Source organism: Megasphaera hexanoica, assembly GCF_043520715.1.
GTDB lineage: Bacteria > Bacillota > Negativicutes > Veillonellales > Megasphaeraceae > Megasphaera > Megasphaera hexanoica.
On record NZ_CP171361.1, the window covers coordinates 426,715 to 441,959 of the forward strand.

General features: G+C 48.4%; 15 protein-coding genes and 1 tRNA gene. 10 read left to right on the forward strand and 6 right to left on the reverse strand.

Annotated features, from left to right (window positions below; translation table 11 throughout):
* Positions 1 to 10: 10 nt before the first annotated feature.
* The gene (locus ACGTIC_RS02010) at positions 11 to 1,246 is read right to left on the reverse strand and encodes a [Fe-Fe] hydrogenase large subunit C-terminal domain-containing protein (protein ID WP_113855246.1); all 1,236 of its coding nucleotides are present in this window, start codon (positions 1,244 to 1,246) and stop codon (positions 11 to 13) included.
* A 224-nt stretch (positions 1,247 to 1,470) separates the two neighbouring features.
* The gene (locus ACGTIC_RS02015) at positions 1,471 to 2,802 is read right to left on the reverse strand and encodes an anaerobic nitric oxide reductase flavorubredoxin (RefSeq protein ID WP_059076307.1); all 1,332 of its coding nucleotides are present in this window, start codon (positions 2,800 to 2,802) and stop codon (positions 1,471 to 1,473) included.
* A gap of 167 nt (positions 2,803 to 2,969) precedes the next feature.
* Here ACGTIC_RS02015 and ACGTIC_RS02020 point away from each other — a divergent pair, with 167 nt between their 5' ends.
* The 5 genes from ACGTIC_RS02020 to ACGTIC_RS02040 all read left to right on the forward strand — a co-directional run bounded on the left by ACGTIC_RS02020 (position 2,970) and on the right by ACGTIC_RS02040 (position 6,397).
* On the forward strand, positions 2,970 to 3,572 hold the full coding sequence (locus tag ACGTIC_RS02020) for an SWIM zinc finger domain-containing protein (RefSeq protein ID WP_113855247.1): 603 nt from the start codon (positions 2,970 to 2,972) through the stop codon (positions 3,570 to 3,572).
* 8 nt (positions 3,573 to 3,580) lie between these two features.
* Entirely contained in the window at positions 3,581 to 3,751 is a 171-nt protein-coding gene (locus tag ACGTIC_RS02025; protein WP_162816202.1) for a hypothetical protein, read from the forward strand.
* Positions 3,752 to 3,788: 37 nt separating this feature from the next.
* Positions 3,789 to 4,628, forward strand: a complete 840-nt coding sequence (locus ACGTIC_RS02030; RefSeq protein ID WP_113855248.1) for a hypothetical protein — start codon at positions 3,789 to 3,791, stop codon at positions 4,626 to 4,628.
* A gap of 171 nt (positions 4,629 to 4,799) precedes the next feature.
* On the forward strand, positions 4,800 to 5,267 hold the full coding sequence (locus tag ACGTIC_RS02035) for a hypothetical protein (RefSeq protein WP_113855249.1): 468 nt from the start codon (positions 4,800 to 4,802) through the stop codon (positions 5,265 to 5,267).
* Positions 5,268 to 5,431: 164 nt separating this feature from the next.
* Positions 5,432 to 6,397, forward strand: coding sequence for a metallophosphoesterase (locus ACGTIC_RS02040; RefSeq protein WP_162816203.1), 966 nt, complete (start codon positions 5,432 to 5,434; stop codon positions 6,395 to 6,397).
* Here ACGTIC_RS02040 and ACGTIC_RS02045 read toward each other — a convergent pair.
* A complete protein-coding gene (locus ACGTIC_RS02045; RefSeq protein ID WP_113855251.1) occupies positions 6,369 to 7,418 on the reverse strand; it encodes a protein tyrosine phosphatase in 1,050 nt (349 codons plus the stop codon). The two genes, ACGTIC_RS02040 and ACGTIC_RS02045, sit on opposite strands and share 29 nt — an antisense overlap.
* Positions 7,419 to 7,577: 159 nt before the next feature.
* Positions 7,578 to 7,653 (reverse strand) — tRNA-Ala (locus tag ACGTIC_RS02050).
* A 211-nt stretch (positions 7,654 to 7,864) separates the two neighbouring features.
* Between ACGTIC_RS02050 and ACGTIC_RS02055 the strand changes: the two genes are divergently transcribed.
* Complete coding sequence (locus ACGTIC_RS02055) at positions 7,865 to 8,137, forward strand: hypothetical protein (RefSeq protein WP_059076314.1); 273 nt, start codon at positions 7,865 to 7,867, stop codon at positions 8,135 to 8,137.
* A gap of 251 nt (positions 8,138 to 8,388) precedes the next feature.
* Positions 8,389 to 8,637: a helix-turn-helix domain-containing protein gene (locus ACGTIC_RS02060; RefSeq protein ID WP_059076315.1), complete on the forward strand. Its 249-nt coding sequence runs from the start codon at positions 8,389 to 8,391 to the stop codon at positions 8,635 to 8,637.
* A gap of 56 nt (positions 8,638 to 8,693) precedes the next feature.
* On the opposite strand, the gene ilvD is transcribed toward ACGTIC_RS02060, so the two are convergent.
* Both ilvD and ACGTIC_RS02070 read right to left on the reverse strand, forming a co-directional pair.
* Positions 8,694 to 10,355, reverse strand: a complete 1,662-nt coding sequence (gene ilvD, locus ACGTIC_RS02065; protein ID WP_113855252.1) for a dihydroxy-acid dehydratase — start codon at positions 10,353 to 10,355, stop codon at positions 8,694 to 8,696.
* 206 nt (positions 10,356 to 10,561) lie between these two features.
* Positions 10,562 to 11,251: a GntR family transcriptional regulator gene (locus tag ACGTIC_RS02070; protein ID WP_059076317.1), complete on the reverse strand. Its 690-nt coding sequence runs from the start codon at positions 11,249 to 11,251 to the stop codon at positions 10,562 to 10,564.
* Between the two features lie 259 nt (positions 11,252 to 11,510).
* Here ACGTIC_RS02070 and ACGTIC_RS02075 point away from each other — a divergent pair, with 259 nt between their 5' ends.
* The 3 genes from ACGTIC_RS02075 to ACGTIC_RS02085 all read left to right on the forward strand — a co-directional run bounded on the left by ACGTIC_RS02075 (position 11,511) and on the right by ACGTIC_RS02085 (position 15,013).
* The gene (locus ACGTIC_RS02075) at positions 11,511 to 12,272 is read left to right on the forward strand and encodes an HpcH/HpaI aldolase/citrate lyase family protein (RefSeq protein ID WP_059076318.1); all 762 of its coding nucleotides are present in this window, start codon (positions 11,511 to 11,513) and stop codon (positions 12,270 to 12,272) included.
* 465 nt (positions 12,273 to 12,737) lie between these two features.
* On the forward strand, positions 12,738 to 13,949 hold the full coding sequence (locus tag ACGTIC_RS02080; RefSeq protein WP_075581757.1) for a DUF819 domain-containing protein: 1,212 nt from the start codon (positions 12,738 to 12,740) through the stop codon (positions 13,947 to 13,949).
* A gap of 158 nt (positions 13,950 to 14,107) precedes the next feature.
* Positions 14,108 to 15,013 carry a polyphosphate kinase 2 family protein gene (locus ACGTIC_RS02085; protein ID WP_113855253.1) on the forward strand — a complete coding sequence of 302 codons (906 nt, stop codon included), beginning with the start codon at positions 14,108 to 14,110 and terminating at the stop codon, positions 15,011 to 15,013.
* Positions 15,014 to 15,245: the final 232 nt, after the last annotated feature.

Here is a 15,245-nt window from a genome sequence, read left to right on the forward strand (position 1 = left end):
TGATGAACGATCAGTCGAAATGACGGTCGAAAAGATCGCTCTTTTCCAGGAATTCTTCTACGGTAGCAAATCCCAGGTGTTTGAGCAGTTCGATGACGTAGGGATTTTCTACAGGCGTCCGGCTCTGAGCTTCCTGCCCGTAGGCCTGTACGCAGGCTTTGCCTTCTTCTTTTTTGATGATGGCCCGGGGACCGCCGACACAGCCGCCGATGCAACCCATGCCTTCAAAGAAATTGCCATCGCGATTGCCGGCGAGAATGTCATTGATCATGGCTTTGCAGCCGGGGACGCCGTCGGCTTTGCGGGTCTTGATGGGCACCTTGCGGTCCGGGTCCAGCTGGGCGACGGTCATGGCTACGGCGTCGGCAACCCCGCCGGCACAGGCATAGCCGATACCGGATGATGAGGCGTGGGGGACGTTTTCTTCTTCCATTTTTTCCAGGTCCAGATTGGTGACGGAAAACAGATCACGCAGTTCCTGATAGGTCAGGACATAATCGATAGCACCGGCGATATCCGGTTCTTTCCGTTCGGCTTTTTTGGCAAGACAGGGACCGATGAATACAGTTTTGGCATTGGGATGCAGTGCCTTTACCGTGCGGCCTCCGGCAATCATAGGGGAAACGGAGCCGGGGACATTGGGCAGCAGCTGGTGATAGAGCTTCTTGATCATGGCAATCCACATAGGACAGCAGCAGCTCGTCAGCTGGAACTGTTCTTCTGTATGGACGTTTTTATCAAATTCTAACGCTTCTTTCATGGTCAGGATATCGGCAAATACGGCGACTTCCAGCATGCCGGTAAATCCCAGGTGTTTCAGGGCCGTGCGCATCTTTCCCATGGTGACGTTAGGGCCGAATTGGCCGGAGATAGCCGGTGCTACCAGTGCGTAGACCGGGCCATCGTAGTCATGCAGTTCCTGGACGACGGGGATGATATCTTTACTCGTTTTGAGACTTTCCAGTTTGCAGGCATCGACACAGGCCTGACAGCCGACACATTCTGCATCGTCGATTATCATCCCTTTGCCATCGGGAGACGGTTTGATAGCGCCCCAGGAACAGGCTTCCTGACAGGGGCGTTTTTCATCAGGAGGACAGACGCAGGGCTTTACCCGCCAGATCAGCGGATGATCGTCCGGATGGGCCAGACAGTCAATGAGTTTCGGATCTCCATCGACATCGACCGGTTTGCCATCAGCGGCCTGCCGGAGCATCTGATGATATAGTTCATCTAATGTTTTCATAAGGAACCTCCTTTATAAGTATCCGTTAAAATAGAATGATGCAACTTTATTTTAACAGATTTTTTGAAATTTCCATAGCTTTATCGTAATTTAACATTTCCCGATAGACAAATACTCTTTGCCCACCACAAGTGAACAAAGAGTATTTGCTTAGCTAAAAACAAGAATATACATTTTTAAAAATATCTCTGACAGAAAAACATATAACTCAACTATCTTTTTTATTAGCCGGCATAACCGCCTTTGACGCCTTCACGGGCATCTCTTTCCCAATCTTCAAAATGTTCTTTCGCAGCCTGGCCGATCTGTTCGTCGTTGTTGTAATCGCCGAGTTCTGTCGGCACGTCATCTTCCGGACTTTCTGAAACGCCGACGGCTTTTGCAAATTCCCGGCCGTATTCACGGCACGTTTCCTGTGTTGCCTGGTCCGGATTCCACTGGCAGCGGAGCCCGTCATTTACGACATCGAAACCGGCTCCCTGAAGAAGGGCTGTAATCTGTTTGACTGCTTCGCCGCTCCAGCCATAGCTGCCGAAGGCAGCGGCTTTCTTATTCTTGAATTTCAAGCCACGGATCATTTCCATAATGCCGCCGATGGAGAAGAGATAGCCATAATTGATAGTAGGCGAACCGACGAGGATAGCTTTGGATTTGAAGACTTCTGTTACGATGTCGTTCTTGTCATCTACTGCGGAATTGAAAAGCTTTACTGTCACTGTTGGATCGGCTTCGCGCAGGCCTTCGGCAATGCATTCGGCCATACGGCGTGTCGAGTTCCACATGGTGTCATAGATGATGGTAATCTGATTTTCCTGGTAGGCTTTTGCCCATTCCTGGTATTTGGCAACAATCCGCATCGGGTTATCACGCCAGATAACGCCGTGGCTGGGGCAGATCATCGATACGGGGACATTCATGTTCAGGATTTCATCGATTTTGCGGGTGACCATGGGGCTGTACAGGTTCAGGATGTTGGCATAGTACTTCATGGCTTCCTGATAGAGTTCAGCCTGATCGACGCAGTCATTGTACATCTTTTCGCTGGCATAGTGCTGGCCGAATCCGTCATTGCTGAAGAGGATGTTTTCACCGGTCATATAGGTGAACATCGTATCGGGCCAGTGCAGCATCGGTGCTTCGATGAAGACGAGCTGGCTGCTTCCGAGGTCCAGCGTATCGCCGGTCTTGACATTGACGAAGTTCCAGTCCTGGTGATACAGGCCGCGCAGGATGGCTTCCCCTTTCTTCGTGCAGTAAATCGGCGTGTCCGGGATTTCACGCATCAGGGCCGGCAGGGCGCCGCTGTGATCGTTTTCATTATGGTTCATGACGATATAGTCGATGTCCTTGAGATCGATTTCGCGCTTTAAGTTAGCGACAAATTCTTCATCGAAGGGTTTCCATACGGTATCCATCAAAACAGTCTTTGTATCGCGGATCAGGTACGAGTTGTAGGAAGATCCCTTTTCTGTAGAATATTCATGCCCATGAAATTCATTCAATTCCCAATCGATTTTACCTACCCAGGTTACTTTATCTGTCAGTTTTTTTCCCATGTCTATCGTCTCCTTTTATGTAGCTATTGAAATCTGACTTGGTTCATCGTTCTTACAAGACTAGTATAATCGGGAAGGCGTTACAAAGCAGTTGCATTTGCAACGGGTGAAGCCTTTTTAGAAAATCCGGACAAAAATATGATGCTGGCAGGGGAGGCCATGGTATAATGAAAAAAACGGCCGATGAAATGGAGATGACAATCTTGGCAAAACTGGATTTGGGAGACTGGCAGCAGCTGTTTTCAGACAGAATCTATGAACGGGGTCTGGCGTATTATGAAGATGAGGCTGTACATAGCATAAAAAGGACAGGAAATAAGATTACGGCGGCCGTAGATGGCTCTGATACGTATACGGTGACGCTGTATGTCAAAGAGGATGCTGTCTATAATATGACCTGTACCTGTCCGTATGCTGCGAAAGGCGAACATTGCAAGCATATGGCAGCGGTATTATTGACTTTGGAAGATAGTCCACAGTTGCAGGAAGAGCCGGAAGCGGGAGGCCGGAAACGGACGTGGAAGGAAATCCTGCAATCTATGCCGGAACAAGAGGTGCGGTCGTTGCTGTTTCAATTGCTGGAACGTGATCCGGAGATGCAGCAGTCTCTCGTTTTAACCTATTCTAAAGGCAGGCTTTCCCCAAAGGAGATGCAAAAACTTCTCCGCCAGGCAAAGGCTCTGTGCCGGCCGTATGAGCGGGAGGAATTTGTGGACTACTGCGGCCACATTATGAGAAGAAAATACGGGATAGGTATGTCTGGTACGTAAAAGGACTCATGCCTGATTCCCGCCATCGCAGTCAGTATCGCAATTGTATCCAATACTTGAAGAAAATCTGCCAGTATCCGGGAGGAGAAGAAATCGTACGCAATCTGGCCCGTGATTGGAAACAGACCTATACAACCCGCCGGGCTATGAAGGAAGAATTGGAACAGGCAGGGTTTTGAGCCGTTATTGTAATGAGAAAGTCAGGAGGGACATCTGATGATGAAGAAAACATGGATGAGAAAAGTATTGCAGATTCTGAGCGTTTGTTGTTTGTCCAGTGTGCTGGTGCAGGCCGCTGAACCAGTGGATACATTTCAGCAGCTGGAACCGCAATTTGTCCTCAAAGAACAGGTGCCGGTCCACTTTACGGGTGCTGATGCGGATGATTATGTCCTGAGCGGATATGTGAAGGGTGCCGGTTATGGACCGTCTCATGTAGCGGCCGTCATGACCTATGATGACGTGCAGAAGAAATGGACTTCTGTCTATCAAAGTGAGCGGAAATATGCCCCGCTACACGTTCTTTCGGGGAATCTGCTGAACAATAAACGGGATCAGCTGTTATTGTATAAACACGAAGGAAGCGGTGCGTTCCTGAGCTATGATGTGCTGGCCTGGCTGAATGAAAGACCGCAGGTATTGTTGAGCCGGTCGGCTATCTTCCAGGGAAATGTAGAAATCAAAAATGGCCAGCTCATCGAATACATGGGCCATCAGGATACGGTATACCGCTGGAAGGGCAAGCGCATGATGGCAAAAGAACTGCCGGAAGAAATTGCTGTCCCGGCAGGATATACCATATCATTCGCCATAGGAAATAACGGTGTCGTATACACATCCCAGCAGTCACTGACCATGAAAGTAGGCGAAACGATGCAGCTGCGCCGGCTGAACCGGGGGATGAGGGAACGAGTTTTGTACGATGGGCAGGGACCGCTGACTTGCAAAGATGACCTGTTTACGGCAAACAAACCGGGGACGTCAACGATTACCATTATTCCGGATGGATATAACTGGGACAAAGCCGTCAAAATCGTCGTCCGCGTCATCGCTTAGCCATAAGGACAGTTATATGGAAGGGGAATCATGTTCTCTTTCGATTCCTTCGTGACATAGTTGCTTTTTTGATATCTGAAATAAAATAGGGGTTGTTGGAAATCCATATTATTTTATGATAGAATAGTAGTGGATAATAATTATCCAAATCAAAGAGGAGTGTGAACTACGATGAAAAAATGGACAATAGTTGTTTCGGCAACTCTCTTGACACTGGCTGCTTCGGCCGCATTGGCATCGGTACCGCAGGAATCCCTGTATCTGGGTGGCATCGGGTACGGCAATGATGGTTCGTACGTACGGCAGATATATGGTGCACCGACGGAGATTGAACGGGAGTATACGTCGTCCGTTCCGTCCGGGTCGGTCGTCGAGTATGAATATGGTGATTCCGTATCCATTCATCTGGTAGATGAAATCGTATACCGTGTAGAATCTTCGGCTAATAATGGCTGGCAGACGCCGGAAGGAATTCATGTAGGGATGGACGCGTCGGTGTTGCAGGAGACGTATGGTACGCCCGATGTGATTCATGGTGATAAGTTTATTTACACAGCCGTAGGAACCCCTGATGTAGGAATGGTCTTTGAAATCGAAAAAGGCAAAATCGACGAGATAGAAATAGGAAAAATTAAGTAATAGGCTAATGGAAGAGGACTGCCTGATCGGACGGAAATTCGTACGGTCAGGCAGTCCTTGTTTACATATATTTTTCTATTCCTTTGCCGTAATTAGATACATTTCTTTTATGATGGGGGTGTTCATAAAAGTGAGTGGATGGCCTGGCGGCAGGGAGGATGCGTATGTCTTATACAGGGTGGCTTAAAAATTTACAGCAGTTATTTTTTATGTCCCATGCAGGGAATCGTATGGTAGAAAAGCAGAAACCGTATAAAAGGCTGGTTATCCTTAGTGATATCCATTATCCCAGCAAGTCGGTGGTGGATGAAATGGTCTGTCTGAATAAGATGCACAATAAAAAGAAAGCTCTTGAGGATATCAATCGCTGGCATGATGTTGACCTGGCTGTATTTACGGGAGATATGGTACAGCGCGATGGCAGTCTGTCTGAATACGAGCGGGTCCGGTCTTTGCTGCGGGGCCTGAAAGCACGGAAAGCCTTCGTGGCAGGAAATCATGAATTATTTTACAGTACGGATACAAAAGGCAGGCTGATTTCCGGAGGATTCCTGGAACGGATATTCCACTTTAAACGGTATACCCGGTTTTTTGGACCGTTATATCATTCTCGCAGGATGGGTGGATATCTGCTTGTATTCCTTTCACCGGATACAATGAATAGTGAAGCTGCCGTAGAATTGTCCCAGCAGCAGCTGGCCTGGCTGGATCAGACTCTTTCGGAAAACAGTCAGTATCCCACTATTATATTTTGTCATGCACCTCTTTCCGGGACGGCTCTGCCGGCTGCTGATGGATCGGCCCGGCCGGTACGCCGCAATGCCGTACAGCCGGCAGACGCGCTGGAACGAATCCTGCTGGCTCACCCACAAGTCCGGCTCTGGGTGTCCGGCCATACCCATACGCGCCCCAAAGATGGAGATTTCATGACCGACGCCAATTATTATCATGGACGCATCCTCAATGTATACAATGCCGATTGGGACAATGAATCCGATATCTACACGAATTCTCTGTATTTGTTTGAAGATAAAATCGTTATCCGGACGTACAGTCACCGGCAGCATGCATGGCTGCCGCAGTTTGACCGGGTGATAGCGGCTACTGCGGTTCTGACTCAGGCTGCGTAGCGTCCTGCACGGGGGTGTGTGCTTTGAGCCAGTCACTCCAGGAACGGCCAAAGTTTGTCTGATAATTTTCTTGTACATACTGATAGAAGAGCCGTATCATGCGGCTCTTTTCGTTATAATAGGGCCCTTTCCAGTCTGAGGGGGAAGGATGGGAAACGGTGTGAGCCGTATAATTCCCTCCGATTTCATATTCTCTGTAGAGAATGTCTTTCAGGGGAACGGAGGGATTTTTCATCATATCGTACATATTCATAAAAGCCGTTGTCCGGCCCATGCCGGCTTCGCAATGAAAATGCAGCCAGGCCTGAGGCGGCAGGGATTGGACAAAGCGGATGAACCGGTCTATCGTTTCCGGACGGGGCCAGAGATGGTCTGTGGCTGTGATGCGGTAGTAGTGAAGGCCCGCTTCTCGCACTAGTTCTTGTTCCGTTTGTGCCCGGTCGACAGATACGGTGCGTACAGGAAGGACGGCATCGTTTTTTCCCTGCTGATACAGAATGATGGTCTTTCCATTGATGTGGTGAAGCCGATTTTTTTCGTCTTGAAGGACAGCGTGACGGCTTTTGCCTTTATTACCCCAGTCCCGCGGCCCGTACCAACTGATGGGGATCCCATTGGCAAACCCATGGGATTCCTGCCGCAGGTCTACGATATACACTGGTCCGGTAGCCTTTTCTTTTAATACGTCAGCCAATGCCTGCAGCTGTTTTTCCGTGAATTGTGCCGATCCGGAAGCGTGTAATTGGGACAGTCCCTGCCGGGACGGAATATAGGCAGCATCGATTTCCTGTAGGTATTTTTTTTCGACAGGACGGAAGGTCATATTGGTCGTACGGAAGTTACGGGGCAGTGCTGCCATATCAGAAGCATCGAGACGCCAGACCCTGCCTTCGTAGGAATCCCGGGATTTTTCTACAAGGGCCGGACTCTGAGGAGACGGTGAGGCCGGCGGGGTCTGCCCGTACGACATGATGGGGCAGGTAAGTAGTGCAAACAGAAATACGATGGCAACGTTTTTCATAGGAGTCCTTTCTTGCCGGAGAGAGGACCGGGTAGAGCCGGCCGGCAATAAAAAAGGAATTGCGGCATGGTTCACATTTCCTATGGGGCAATTCCTGTTATGGTATTCAAAAGGCAAAATAAAAACAGAGACCGTTTTTGGTGGACGGCCTCTGTCCTTTGGTGGAGATGAAGAGGATTGAACTCTCGACCTTACGGATGCGAACCGCACGCTCTCCCAGCTGAGCTACATCCCCATGAACCGATAGTATTATCCTAAATCAATTTTGGGAATTTCGCAAGTCCTGATTTAAAAAATTTATCGTAATTTTACCAGAAGACTCTTTACCTGTAGGCAAGAGCTGAATGGTGATGGATTCTGCCGTTGCTGCAGCTCTATTAAGCTTTTTCTTTACTCTTAGGCAACTTCCTGCCATAATATAAGTAAAAAACGCAGGAGGCATATGTATGAAACACGATGATGACATGACGTTTTCACCGGATGAATTGGATACGCTCAACATATGGCAGCAGAAGGAAGAGTTTTATGATCAAGGAGTCTCTACTACAGAAGTATGGCAGGCTGGCTGGAGCGAAGGCTGGCAGGATGGAGCCAGGGATCAGACGCGTAAAATCGTACAGAATTTATTGAAACTGGGAGTTGGGACTGAAATCATTGCTCAGGCAGCAGGATGGTCTTCTCACGATGTAGAAGCAGAGCGGGATTCTTTAAAAAAATAATATTTCTATTTTCTATCCACTTTCTCTATTTGGACAGGTCTTGCAAATTATGAGGGCAAGACCTGTTTTCTATACATAAACGGCATATATCTTATCTTTTTTGCGAAAAGCAATACATTATGGCCTATAACGTGTTATAATAATCGTAGCAAATGAAACTCGGGGGATTATGTATAGCAGGAGCAATGGCAGTAGCCCCTGCATTTTATATATAGGTGGTTGCTTCGTATGCTGCAGAGAGAAGGTGTAGTATGCAGGAATATGGCAGATTGAGGGAATTGCGGTATGAAGCCCGGTTATCACAACAGGAAGTGGCAAACATGCTTCATTGTACGCAGGTAGCGTATAGTCTGTACGAATCGGGGAAACGGAAAATTTCTATAGCCAGGCTGGTAATTCTGGCGCGTTTCTACGAGACATCTATTGATTATATAGTCGGTCTTGTAGATGAACGGAAGCCGGCCGGCCCGTATGTAAAGAACTGGAAAGAAATTCATTAAACGAAAGGACTGCAAAGAAGCAGGGGCTTCTAGGGCAGTCCTTTTGTTATTTTCTGTTATTCGATAATGGCACCGTAATGCGCTGATTTTACCAGACGGGCATAGATGGACAGGTAACCCTCTTTGATTTTAGGTTCCGGCGCCTGCCAGTTTTTCAGTCTCTTATCGATTTCTTCCGGAGAAACCAGGAGATCAAGACGGCGGTTGGGAATATCGATACGGATGCGGTCTCCATCTTCAACGATAGCCAGGGGGCCTCCTTCGGCTGCTTCCGGAGAAATGTGGCCTACGAAGCCGCCCTTGTTGGAACCGGAGAACCGGCCGTCGGTGATAAGAAAGACATCTTCGGCAAGACCGTATCCAAGTAGTAATTCCAGCGGCGTAAACATTTCCCTCATGCCAGGGCCTCCTTTGGGGCCTTCGTAGCGGACGACGATGATGTCTCCTTTTTCGATTTTATTATCGTAGATGGCCTGAGTTAATTCTTCCTCGCTGTCGTACACTTTAGCCGGACCTTCAAAGGTATGATGTTCTACTGGAATGGCGGCAGGTTTGCAGACACCGGAAAGGGGAGCCAGATTTCCTTTGATGATGGCCAGACCTCCGTCGGGGCGGAACGGATTTTCCAGCGGATGGATGACTTCCGGGCGCAGGATGCGGGCGCCCTGTAGATTTTCCTTCATCGTCCGCCCGGTTACTGTGAGAGCATCCCCATGAAGCAGGGACAGGATTTCGTGCATAACGGCCGGTACCGCACCGGCCTCATAGAAATCGACCATATCGTACTGGCTGGCTGTCATGAGCCGGGCAATCTGCGGTGTTGTGCGACTCAGTTCTTCATAATCATCAATGGTAAAAGGAACCTTTGCTTCATGGGCAATAGCCAGGATATGCATGATGAGATTAGTCGAGCCGCCGATAGCCATGCCGAGGCGGACGGCATTTTCAATGGATTTGCGGGTGATAATGTCGCGGGGGCGTAAGCCTTCTTTGACCATATCGACGATGCGGCGTCCCGACTGGCGGGCAATATCCATGCGTTTTTTATCTACTGTAGGAATCATGGCAGAACCGGTGAGGGACATGCCCAGTCCTTCAGCCAGACAACTCATGGTATTGGCGGTACCGATCATCTGACAGGATCCGGGAGTGGGACAGGCGGCGCGCTCTACCGTTTCGAACTCTTCGCGGCTGCACTGGCCGGACCGGTATTTCCCGGCGTATACGGCTGTTTCGTTGACGTCGATGTCTTTTCCGTTATGATGACCGGGATACATGGGGCCGCCATTTACGACGATGGCGGGCAGGTTCAGCCGGGCAGCGGCCATGAGAATGCCCGGCACGATTTTATCACACGAACCGAGGAGGACCATTCCGTCCAGCATGTGGGCCTGAACCATGATTTCGATGCTGGCGGCAATGATTTCGCGGGACGGGAGAATATAATGCATGCCGTCGTGGCCCTGGGCGATGCCGTCACAGCCACCGATGGTGCCGAATTCACAAGGCGTGCCGCCGTTTTCCTCAATCCCGGCACGGACGTATCCGGCAATGCGTTTTAGATTATACTGTCCCGGGCAGATATCATTCCAGGTGTTTACAATAGCGATGAATGGCTTTTTAAAATTTTCGTCGTTATAGCCCATAGAACGGTACAGGCCGCGGGCCAGGGCTCCCTTGTCCGGGTCGCCAATAAACGATGCACTTCTCCATGTCATATAGATGCACTCCTTTTCTTGTATCCTAGTATTCGTTTTATGTACATAAAGTATACGTTTTCTTTCTCATAGGTGTCAATGAAGAAAGAGGAGATCCTGTCTAGTATGAATAATCTATATGCTTTATAGAGAATACATGTGTCCTGTGCATACAAAAACCGGCCCTGTCATGGACAAGGCCGAATCCGGCGGTGCGATATGAAGTCTCAGGCAAAGTAGGTGGGATAAAACTCCTTCAGACCTTTGAGCAGGGGGAGGACACGGACGACATGAGGTCCCATTACATGCAGAGCCGCTTCTTCGTCCTGTTTTTTGATGGCTTCCACAATCTGGCGATGCTGGTCGAGTACGATTTCCATCTGATTGACCCGCGACATGGTGACCAGCACGCGGGCGCGGAGATAATTGAGGTCCGTTTTGGTGAGGTAATCCCAGATGCGGCTGCGATGACAGCCATCGAAAATAGTCTTATGCAGTACTTCGTCCAGCTTGAACAAGGTGGTATTATCTGATTTGGCAATGGCCTGCTGCTCCCGGACCAGGTTATTTTCCAGGCGTTTCAGGTGTGTCTTAGGAAATTTTTTGCATGCCTGCTTGATAATCGCACATTCCACGGCCTGGCGCATAAAACAGGAATCGTCGAGCTGTTCTGTCTGAATCCGCGATACGGTCGTTTTGCGCTGGGGAACGATATCGAGCAGTTTCAGCTGGGCCAGGCGCACGAAGGCATCACGTACGGGTGTGCGGCTGATATCGAGCTGGGAGGAAATGTCTTGTTCTGAAATAGCGGTACCGGGAGCGAGCTGGAAGGACACGATATTGCTGTACATCATGCGGAAAACATATTCCCGGCTGTTTTCCCTTGGTTTTTTAGGTGATAGTTTTAGTTCTGTCATAGTTAATCCTCTGTAAACGTTATAGATCCATGCTATAGGTTATTATAGCATAGATGACGTATGTTTTGCTATGTATGTCAAAATATTCAAAGGATTTAATCATATTTCAACAATGTCGGAAAAAACGATGGCGGAGGCGCGTTTCAGGTATGATTGAAGGTGATGGTATGCTCTGTTGCTATTACGAACTTGCATTTTGATTCAATGTGAAACGTGTTATGATTATAAATAAGGAGTTTCTTACAGAGGAGTGGTATGTATGAATCAATTCAAGGAAAAAATTCAAAAGGGAGAAGCATTACTGGGGACGTTCATCGAACTGAATAATCCGGCTATTGCCCAGATTGCCGGGCTGGCAGGATATGATTTCGTCATTCTCGATGGGGAACACGGTGAAATCGCCGTTGAAGATGCAGCCAATCTGGCCCGGGCGGCAAAACTGGCAGGGACTGCCGCTATTTTCCGCGTCAATACGAATGATCCGACCCTCATTGGCAAAGTACTCGATACAGGCGCTGACGGTGTAGAAATTCCGGAAATCGGCTCTGCTGAAGAAGCGGAACGGGCTATCAAAGGCGCAAAATTCACACCGGAAGGCGAACGGGGATGCAACCGCTTTGTCCATGCCGGCGAATATGGCCGCATGACAAGTGAACAGTTTTTTGGCCAGTCTAACGCCAATACTATTGTCGTGCTTCAGGTAGAAGGACAGGACGGAGCCAGAAATATTTCAGATATCCTGAAAGTCAAAGGCGTCGATGTCGTATTCATCGGGCCGTACGACCTTTCGGCATCTCTCGGCATTCCGGGACAGACGGAACATCCCAAGGTCCTGGCCCAGATTGATGAAATTTTGAAATTGGGCAAGGAAAACGGCGTAGCCATCGGTCTGTATGTAGACAGCATCGAATCGGCCATCAACTGGAAAAAGAGAGGCGTACAGTATCTGGCCCTCCAGACAGATACAGTCAGCCTGTATCAGCATTTCCAGGCCAATACAGATGCCTTCCACGCAGAATAAGACTATAGGTGCACACATATAAAAATGGGACTGTCTTCATGAGCTGACCCCCAATTGTTAGACCTAACATCTAACGATTGGGGGTCAGCTCATAACTGAGTCCCTTTTTTAGAAGAGGCTATTATGTTATAGCCCCAAGGTCTAACTTTTTGGGGTCACATCATCGGGCAGTCCCATTTTTTTTTATATAGTGGTTTGCCGGTGTGATACCGGTGACGTCCTTCTCCAGATTAGGCAATCTATGGTATGATAGGATAGTACAGGAGAGGAGGATGGCTGTGAATATGATGCAGATGGGGATGCTGGTCGTCGTGGCTTTTGTCATTTTTGTCATACTGGCATCTATGGGCGTGATACATTAATATGCGAGGCAAATGAAAGAATAGAGGGTAGATAATTGGCGGAAATCGGGTATAATTTACCTATACCTATGGTGGTAACAATTATCGGTAAGGGGGATTTTGTATGGCAACTTTGGTGAGTTCGCAGAATACGTGGATGCTCATGACGATTATGTGTGGAGCCGTAGCGGTTTCCATCTATCTGGAACAAAAATATACCTGGGCTTCCCGGATTTCCGGTGCCGTCATCGCGCTGGTCATGGCCTTGGTTCTGGTTAATACGGGGATTATTCCTACGAGTGCGCCCCTTTATGACGATGTCGTCTGGGGCTATGCTGTGCCACTGGCTATCCCGCTCCTTCTGCTGCAGGCAAATCTGCAGAAAATATGGAGGGAAACGGGACGGCTGCTCTTTATTTTTTTGATCGGGTCTGTCGGTACGGTCTGTGGAGCCGTCCTGGGAACCTGGCTGTTGGGGCCGTTCGTACCGGGACTCCCCAAAGTCGCGGCCATGATGACCGGTTCGTATATTGGCGGCGGCGTGAATTTTACGGCCCTGGCCGATGCATTCAAGGCTGGCGGTACTCTCGTTTCTTCGGCGACAGTTGCCGATAATCTCAATATGGCAGTCTATTTCCTGGTACTGCTGGCTATTGCCGGCAATGCCTTTTTCCGCCGGGTCTATACACATCCCCATATTGATGCCGTATTGCAGAACGGCGTATCGGAAGAAGGAAAGACGCTGGCTGCGGCCTACTGGGGGAGAAAAGATATTTCCCTCAAGGATATTGCCATTGATCTGGCCTACGCAGTCATTGTCGTAACGATTTCCAAACTGATTGCGGCAGGACTGGCCGGTATCATTCCAAAGGGAAACTGGTTCCTCGATATGTGCAATACCTTCTTTGGCAGTCAGTATGTGTGGATTACGGTCATTTCCATGGTGTATGCGACGTTTTTTGCCAAAAAGGCAGCTACTATGCATGGCGCTCAGGAAGTGGGTACTTATTTCATCTATCTCTTTTTCTTTGTTATCGGTGTGCCCGCATCGATTATGGAAATCCTGCGTAATGCACCGCTGTTGTTTGTCTTCTGTTTCCTCATGGTTGTCATCAATATGGCTTTCTGCTTTATCGGTGGCAAATTGTTCCATTTCGATCTGGAAGATATCATTCTGGCATCCAATGCCAATATCGGCGGGCCGACGACGGCTGCCGGTATGGCTATTTCCCAGGGGTGGACCCGGCTGGTCGGTCCTTCCATGCTGGTAGGTACCTTCGGCTACGTCATTGGCACCTACCTGGGTATTATCGTCGGCAGTTTGCTGGGAGCCTGATTACGAAAAATTTGTTAAAACGGAGTTGTACTAAGATGAACGTCAGTTTATTTTCGTACGGCTCCGTTTTTGTTATATGATATTGACAAAAATGAACACTTTTTCTTGCTCATGAGGTATAATAAACATATATACAGTGAATAAGGAGGCGCGGATTCATGAATATTGAACGATATCGTGTCAAAGAAGGTGAAAAGGTAGACCTCAGCCAGTATGCCACGGCGTGTGACGTAGACATTGACAAGAAAAAGGTAAAAAAAGAGTGGATGCCCCGCGTGATGGAAGAACTGAACGGATGGCAGGAAAAGCTGTATGCCGATAACCATTATGGAGTCCTCATTGTATTGCAGGCTATGGATGCGGCAGGAAAAGATGGTACGGTCAAACATGTCTTTGCCCAGCTGGATCCGGCAGGTGTACATGTGACCAGTTTCAAACAGCCCAGTGCCGAAGAAAAAGATCACGACTATATGTGGCGGATTAATAAAGCCCTGCCCAGCCGCGGTGAAATAGGTATATTTAATCGTTCCCACTATGAAGATGTCGTCGTGACTCATATCCACAACCTGATCAAGAGTGACGGCATGCCGGAAAAATTGATTGGCAAGGATATATGGGAACGCCGCTACCGCCAGATTAGGGACTGGGAACGGTATTTATCGGAAAATGGATTTCCTATAGTCAAGATTTTCCTTCACGTGTCCAAGGATGAACAGAAAAAACGCCTCATAGACCGGATCGTGACTAAACAGAAGAACTGGAAATTTTCCATGTCCGATATCAACGAACGGAAATATTGGAACCGCTACCAGAAAATATACGGGGAAGTCCTGAGTGCAACATCGACTAAGTATGCGCCGTGGTATATTGTACCGGCTGATGATAAATGGTATACCCGGTACGTCGTAGCTCAGATTGTCCTGGAAAAGCTGCGGGCTATCAAACCGGATTTTCCCAAACTGGCGCCGGATGTGGAAAAACAGCTGGCACAATTCCGCATGCTGCTCAAGGAAGTCAACCTGGACGATCTTAAAAATATCAAGACTATTATTGAAAAGAAATAAAATAGTAGCCATGACAGAAATACGAAATAATCATGTATACAAGATGTTTTTCTCATGAGTAAAGCGTTTGACCTTGACTTATTTTTCACAAATTTCGTATAATAAAAAAGAACAAAACTTCTTTATTTATCTTAATAAATTTATGGGTAACAGGAACCTGATACCGCTGGACAGGGATGCATCGGCGGATTTATCCGGCATGACCGGACGGGTTTTTGCATAAGGAGGTAAC